The sequence below is a fragment of the Acinetobacter sp. CY73 genome, from assembly GCF_059515865.1.
The window spans coordinates 144376-151915 of sequence record NZ_JCAKMZ010000003.1 but is presented as its reverse complement, the minus strand read 5'-3'; the positions used below and the strand labels follow the sequence as shown (position 1 = coordinate 151915).

At 39.3% G+C, this 7540-nt stretch carries 4 protein-coding genes and 1 pseudogene; 4 read left to right on the top strand and 1 reads right to left on the bottom strand.

Translation table 11 applies throughout. From position 1 onward, the window contains the following. Together AC5YD2_RS03295 and AC5YD2_RS03290 are read left to right on the top strand one after the other, a co-directional pair. Positions 1–3189: Ig-like domain-containing protein (locus tag AC5YD2_RS03295; RefSeq protein ID WP_496124944.1), on the top strand; the 3189-nt coding region annotated here is incomplete at its 5' end. A gap of 112 nt (positions 3190–3301) precedes the next feature. After that, a pseudogene (locus AC5YD2_RS03290) lies at positions 3302–4348 on the top strand (IS4 family transposase). An 88-nt stretch (positions 4349–4436) separates the two neighbouring features. Here the strand turns inward: AC5YD2_RS03290 and AC5YD2_RS03285 are convergent. After that, on the bottom strand, positions 4437–5372 hold the full coding sequence (locus AC5YD2_RS03285; protein ID WP_496124943.1) for an LpxL/LpxP family acyltransferase: 936 nt from the start codon (positions 5370–5372) through the stop codon (positions 4437–4439). Positions 5373–5538: 166 nt separating this feature from the next. Here AC5YD2_RS03285 and AC5YD2_RS03280 point away from each other — a divergent pair, with 166 nt between their 5' ends. Both AC5YD2_RS03280 and AC5YD2_RS03275 read left to right on the top strand, forming a co-directional pair. Further along, the gene (locus AC5YD2_RS03280) at positions 5539–6537 is read left to right on the top strand and encodes an acyltransferase family protein (RefSeq protein WP_496124942.1); all 999 of its coding nucleotides are present in this window, start codon (positions 5539–5541) and stop codon (positions 6535–6537) included. Positions 6538–6803: 266 nt separating this feature from the next. Continuing rightward, positions 6804–7403 (top strand): lysozyme, encoded by a 600-nt coding sequence (locus AC5YD2_RS03275; RefSeq protein WP_496124941.1) that lies wholly within the window; start codon positions 6804–6806, stop codon positions 7401–7403. Positions 7404–7540: the final 137 nt, after the last annotated feature.

Genomic DNA, 7540 nt, shown 5'->3' with positions numbered 1-7540 from the left:
GGCAAATCAGCATTTGAGTTAGCAGTAGAAAATGGCTACACCGGGACACAAGAAGAGTGGTTAGCCGCACTTAAAGGTCAAGACGGTAGCAACGGCTTAGATGGTAAAGATGGTGCGGATGGTAAATCGGCCTTTGAGTTGGCAGTAGAAAATGGCTACACCGGGACACAAGAAGAGTGGTTAGCCGCACTTAAAGGTCAAGACGGTAGCAACGGCTTAGATGGTAAAGATGGTGTTGATGGAAAGTCAGCCTTTGAGCTTGCTGTGGAAAATGGATACAGCGGGACAGAGGAAGAGTGGTTAGCAGCACTTGCAGGCCAAGACGGTACTAATGGTAAAGACGGTGCGGATGGCAAATCAGCATTTGAGTTAGCAGTAGAAAATGGCTACACCGGGACACAGGAAGAGTGGTTAGCAGCACTTGCAGGTCAAGATGGTAGCAATGGTCTAGATGGTAAAGACGGCATTGACGGTAAAGATGGTGCGGATGGCAAATCGGCCTTTGAGTTGGCAGTAGAAAGTGGTTACACCGGGACACAAGAAGAGTGGTTAGCCGCACTTGCAGGCCAAGATGGTAGCAACGGTCTAGATGGTTTAGATGGCAAATCGGCCTTTGAGTTGGCAGTAGAAAGTGGCTACACCGGAACACAAGAAGAGTGGTTAGCAGCGCTTGCAGGTCAAGATGGTAGCAACGGTCTAGATGGTAAAGATGGTTTAGATGGCAAATCAGCATTTGAGTTGGCTGTGGATAAGGGTTACACCGGGACAGAAGAAGAATGGTTAGCTTCTCTTGCAGGTATTGATGGCATTAATCTAACCAATTTTCCTAAACCAATAATCCTACAAAATACACCTGAGTTATTAAGTGGGACTGTAGAACAAAATGATAAGACCGTCCCTGAAAAAGTCACTATTTATGATGCAAACGGCAACGATGTGGGCACAACAACAGTTAATGCTGATGGTTCCTGGTCTTTCCCGTCAAACCCTTTGAAAGACTCTCCGTTTGGCAGTATTTTGGTTGAAGGTCGTGTGCAAGAAACACTGAGTAATGGTGAAAAAGTTTGGGTAAATAAAGTCTCTGACAAATTTACCATCTTAGGGCATGCTTCAATCGATACACCCGTGATTGAAAGCGTCTCTGAAACAGCAATAAGTGGTACAGCTCTTATAGATGCTGTCGTTACCTTGGTTAACAACAAAGGGGTTAAAACATCGACTGTTGCTGATGCAAATGGAAAATGGACAATCCCGAATACAGTGGATGAATCCAAAATTGGGTATGTGTATCAAACCTTAGGCGCGAACAAGTCTGAATCTGTAGCCTTTTATCACAATGAAGCCCCAAATACACCTACCTTCACACTCGACCAAAACCATATTCTTTCTGGTACCTCAGAAGCGAATACAACAGTTGTGATCAAGAATATGGACACGGGGGAGCGTCTAACGACAACAGCAAATCAAGAGGGTGAGTTTTCAATAGATTTATCCGCTCAAAGTGATAGCCGATTTGAAATTTTCGCTATCGACGGAGCAAAAAATTATTCGGAATCAAGTTATTTTAAGAAAGTATTTGCTTTAATAATTGATAATTTAGCTGAAATTGAGGCACCTACAGTGGGTTTAAGTGTAGAAGAGCAAGGGTATTCATTTACCCCTGATACAAAGCCAAGCATTGGAATTGACCCACCTGTGCGATTTGATGTAACTATTGAGTATTCAAATGGGCAATTTACAGGAACAAGTGACGAAGATGGTGTTGTCGAAGTCTTTGAACAAACTAATGGTAAGAGAGGTGATTTAATCGGTAGTACTAATGTGGTTAACGGGAACTGGAGTTTGTTAGCCACAGCGGGTGGCGGTGATTATATTGCAGTAGTTACTACCGAACTATGGGGTGATCAAGAAAAATCTAACACTATCTTTGTCTCAACGGGTGATGTGACAGCACCCGATACACCTACTTTAGAAATAGGGGAGGCGGGAGAAATATTATCAGGTTTAGCCGAAGCAAAATCTAGTATTTCAATTTATAACGCTCGAGGTCAAATCATTGCGGATACCATTGTAGATGCCGATGGTAAATATAGTTTAGCCCCTTATTACAAGTTAATTTCAGGCGATTCTTATTATGCTGTAGCCACTGACAGAGAGGGTAATGAAAGTGATCCTAGTGAAAATGTCGTATACCGAAATATTTCATATAAAATTGATCAGACATTTGGTGGTGACGTAGTTGATGGCTTGTATGAACTGTCATTGAGCACCAATCTTAAAGATGGTGATGAAGTTGAATTGGTGGTTAGTTTAATTGGTGGTGGAAAGGCCACATACAATGCAACGATTGTTGATGCTGGTAAGGCAAACTTTAAATTGAGTATTTCTGATTTAAATAAAAAACTAGAAATTCTGAATGGATCAAAGCCAGTTTCTCAAACAGAGTTTGATGATTTCAATGCCAATAGGTCTTTAGAAACCATCGACTTTAATACAGATGCGCTTCTGAATTATATGAAAGATGGAAAGATTGTTTCTACGCCAATCAGTTTTAATAATGAAGCAAAAAAAGCACAACAATTAAGTTATACACCAATTGTGAATAGTCAAAATGAGAATGCTTCTGACGCATTCATGGATTTGGCTTTCACTGTTGATGTTGGTAGTAATGTCACCATTACACATGATGCAACCGGTGCTACTCAATCAGTATTGAACTCATGGGGTGCAGTCATTTTCAATGATAAAGGTTTTATTGATAATGGTGAGACTGTTGATGTAAATCGTGGTGATACATTCACAGTTTTGGTCGAGCGTTCAAATGGAGTTACAGAAACTTTGAATGTTACAGCCCAACTTGAAGACTGGAATGAAGTCGTTGTGAGCGATCAAGGACAAGGATCAGGAAGTATATACAGCTTATTATCTGATGAATCCTTAGCTGCTTATTCTCAAGATGAAGTGTTACCTGTTTCTTCATTTAGTCATTTGAGTGAACAAGATTTATTCGGTGGTGATTCGGTGAGTGGTGGTGTGGATGACATTTTAGCTTTAGCAGGTGTAGGTGAAAATGAACCTCAGCCAGCAAATGAACCAGCATCAAGCACATCCTATAATCAAGATATGCTAAATGCATTATATGTTAAACCTGTCAATCCGTTGGATGACTTAAATCAGTACCCTATTTAATTTCTTAGGGTCGCAACAAAAAAGCCCAATGTAAGTTGTAATGCTGATCAGTTAAGCAAAAAATACTGAAATGTTGTAAAAATGAGTGTATGTCAATACACTCATTTTTTTTATGAATTTATCTCAGAATTTAGATTTAACACTTCAACAAACAATACCTTCACTTTCTCATTTTAAAGAACTGATTGATTTAAATTGGATTGAAGATTGTGTAAATCAAACAGGTAAAGCATCTATTAGAAAAAGAAAGCTACCTGCTGAATATGTGGTTTGGTTGGTTATTGGACTTGCTTTATTTCGTGACCAACCCATTTGGTATGTTGTACAACAATTACAGCTTGTTTTTGGTGAAACTCAATATGGTGTTCCTAGCGCATCAGTGCAAGCAAGACAACGTTTAGGCTTAGAGCCCATGAGTAGTTTATTCTCAACATTAAGCCAAGCATGGTTTAAAGACTCGCAACTGCAAGCAACAACCTTTCATGATCTCACAATTTGTGCAGTGGATGGAGTGGTTTGGTCTATGCCACATAAAGAGGAAAATTTTAACCATTTTGGTTCGTCTAAAGGTAAAACTGCGATAGCCCCTTATCCTCAAATCAGAGCAACCTGTTTGGTCAATACCCATACTCATGAAATAATAGACGCTAAATTAGGCAGCATGGATCAAGGTGAACTCACTTTGGCACATCAATTACATGTTCCATCAAGCAGTGTCACACTTTTTGATCGAGCTTATTTTTCAGCTGACTTTCTGATGGGCTGGCAATCACAAGCGAGCAATAGTCATTGTCTGATGAGGTCAAAGATAATTTACAGTATGAAGTCATAACGCGCCATTCAAAATATGACGCCCATATCAGGATGCCAGTTTCAATTAGAGCCAAGAAATTAAATACAACGTTAGAAGTATTACTGGGAGGCTCGTCATGCCAAAGTAAGCCCCTTGAGAATCAGCTTTCATATTGCATCAATAAGCATGATCAATATATTGAGACATGCTCCTTTAGAATCAGCAGGGAATTTACCAAAGCATTTAGATTATTTATTAGAGAATTCAAAAATGTATGTTTTACCTGAAAAGAGGCAGAGAAAATGCCCTAGAGTTGTTAAAACAAAACCACAGAAATATCCAAGAAAATGCCAGTCAATTTCTTAACTGACCGGCATTACACGCAAGTGGGCTTTTTGATTCTGGATTTTATATTTTTGTATTATTCATTCTAGATTGATTTTGAAATATAGTATCAATAAATCTGATTATAGCCTTCAGGGCGAGTTTTAAAACGACGATGAAACCACATGTATTGCGTGGGTGCGATACGAAGTTGGCGTTCAATGATCAGATTGGTACGCGTCGCATCAGCAAGCTCATCATCACTCGGCATATGGTCTAATTCAGGCTCTACCAATATTTTGTATTGCGGATTTGAAATGTCACCATCTCGATAAAAATACAGTGGAATCGCTGCTGCTTTGGTCATTTTTAATAAACGTCGATGAGCGGTCACTGTCGCAGCAGGAGTACCAAAAAATGGTGCCATGACGCCTTGTTTTAAGCCGAAGTCTTGATCCGGACTGTACCAAATCGCCCGTCCATTCTTTAAATGACGGATCAAGCCACGCATATCATCATGATCAATCTGATGGGTATAGATCGTTGCGCGACAGCGATAAATCAGCATATCCAGTAAAGGATTATTTTGCGGACGATAAACCACATCTGGATCAAAGAATTGAGCACAGGCATAACCACCCGCATCGAGTAATGTTGAATGTGTACCAAGGAGTAATGCACCACGACCTTCAGCTTGTGCTTTTTGGAGATGTTCAAGTCCTTCAATACTGACACGACCTTTAAACCATTTCGGGCTATACCATGCATTAAGGGTTTCAAAAACACCAAGCATTTGATCGACAAATACCAAGCGAGCATTGTCCTGAACTTGTTCAGCAGACCATTCAGGAAAACACACTTCTAAATTACGTACAGTCGTTTTACGACGTGACTTTAACGATTTAAAAGCAGTATTGCCCAATACACGTGCTAAACGATGCTGAATCGCCCACGGTAGAATTGCCAACAACATGAGAGAAATAATGCCAATCCAAACGCCCCAATACTTTGGCAATAGGAATGACCATTGAAATTCACCAGGCGTATAGGTGTGCTCTTGACTCATCTTGTTTAAAAATCTAGAAATATGTAGTGACTGAGTTTAGCATGAAGCTGTTTTTGATATAAAACAGATCTCAATGATTAGATCAAATTCAAAATCAGTGGTCTAGTTTTATCATCGAATGAAGTCTGGTTTAAGATAGAATTGAATCTTTAACTCAGTTCTTACCATGCGTGATCATTATCTGGACACCAGTAAAGCGGTTTTGATTTTCCTTGTGGTATTCGGTCACTTTCTTGAGCGTCTTGTTGGGTGGCAGTTTGAGACGAGTAGATCATTACTGAGCCTCATTTATTTGATTCATATGCCTGCTTTCATCTTTATTTCGGGGATGTTATTCAAGGATCAAAACTATATTAAAAATATTGTTTTCTTTTTATCTCTTTATCTGCCTTTTCAAATTATTTATCCCTTATTTACATCTTTTTTGTCGGGTGAGATGAAGTGGAGTGGATTCAATGTATTTCAGCGTCCTTATTGGATTTTATGGTATCTGATGGGCATGGTGGCATGGACATTCATCACTCATTTTTTAATTAAAACTCAATTTCCTGTGTGGATTGCACTTGGATTGTCACTTCTGATCGGATTTTCACCCTGGAATAACTATGATTATTCAGTCGGGCGAATATTGGTTTTTCTGCCTTTCTTTGTGGCAGGAGCTATACATGGTAAAGATTGGATTTTAAACGTTAAACAACAACGTTTTGCGCCATTTTTTGGCATTGGATTGATGTTAGGACTACTTGGATTATTGTTTCGACTTGATCTTTCGCAATATTGGCTTTATGGCAGTTTAAGCTATCAGCAATTGAAGGTTGAACCTTGGGTTGGAGTCGGAATCAGACTGTTATGTATTTGCCTTGCGGGCGTAGGCATTTATGCGCTGTTGGGACTGGTTAAGCTTTTTGAAAATCGTTGGACAACATTGGGTACATATACATTACCCGTTTATTTGTTGCATGGATTGGTGGTGATGGGAGTCGCGCATGTCATGAAATATTATATGAGCGCGTTTAACACTTCGCAGTTCAGCCTGATTTTATTGTCATTATTTTTATCTGTTGTTACTTGTACAATTTTACAGTTCAAAGTGTTCGATCAAGTTTTAAGATTACTTTCTCAATGGTTAATGATGCCTTATTCAAAAATAACGTCAAAGCGGTAAACCAGTCTAAAGCTGTAGGCTGTGGACATCATCATGATTTCCAAATCATTAAGCGTGACGTTATTGTTTTTTTGAAGATGTTGGCTTTTCTCGCAGGAAATTTGTAGAGCCGTTAGTCTTTCACTAAGCCACCATTGACAATCAGATGTTGTCCTGTGATTACATGAGGATAGGGTGATAGAGACCTAGGAAATGCATCCGCAAACTTTTAGGTGTATTGGCATTCAGATCAATGCTTAAAGATATAAATCGTTAGAGTAAAATTTATGAATTTTTTCTGGAAAAATTTTATCAGCTTGTTTTTCAAAGCGTTTACTCAGACGAAAACAAGCCAACCGAAGAGCGATAATGCAAATACAAACATCGGTGTTGCTGTTGATTCAGATTCAAACCTTAAAAACTATGGTTTTGCTCAAGACACCGTCAATCAGCTGAGTCCATCGGGTATTGATTTGATCAGTAACTTTGAAGGGCTAAAACTCGAAGCCTATTATGATCAAGCAGGTGTCTGTACGATTGGATTTGGGACAACCGTATATCCGAATGGTGTTCCAGTTCAGATTAGTGATCAATGTTCAGTTGAACAAGCCAAGTGCTATATGCACCATGACTTGGCGCGTTTTGAAAAAGCCGTCAGCTCATCAGTAAAAGTGCCACTTTCACAAAATCAATTCGATGCTTTGGTGTCACTCACTTACAATATCGGAGTAGGTGCATTTAAAAACTCGACTTTACTCAAGCTATTGAATCAAGCTGATTATATCGGTGCAAGTCAGCAATTCGATGTATGGGTCAAAGCAGGTGGTCAAACTGTTCAAGGATTGGTTAATCGCAGAGCTGTTGAGAAAGCCTATTTCTTAAAATGATGTTCAACGTTCATCAATTGATGTGGCTGAGTCACCATTTGAGCAAACTTTCAGCTATCTATATTGAAGCAATTTTTGATTAGTCATGCCATTTTTAAAGGCATAAACTCATTTTAGCTCTACATTAAAGTGAAACA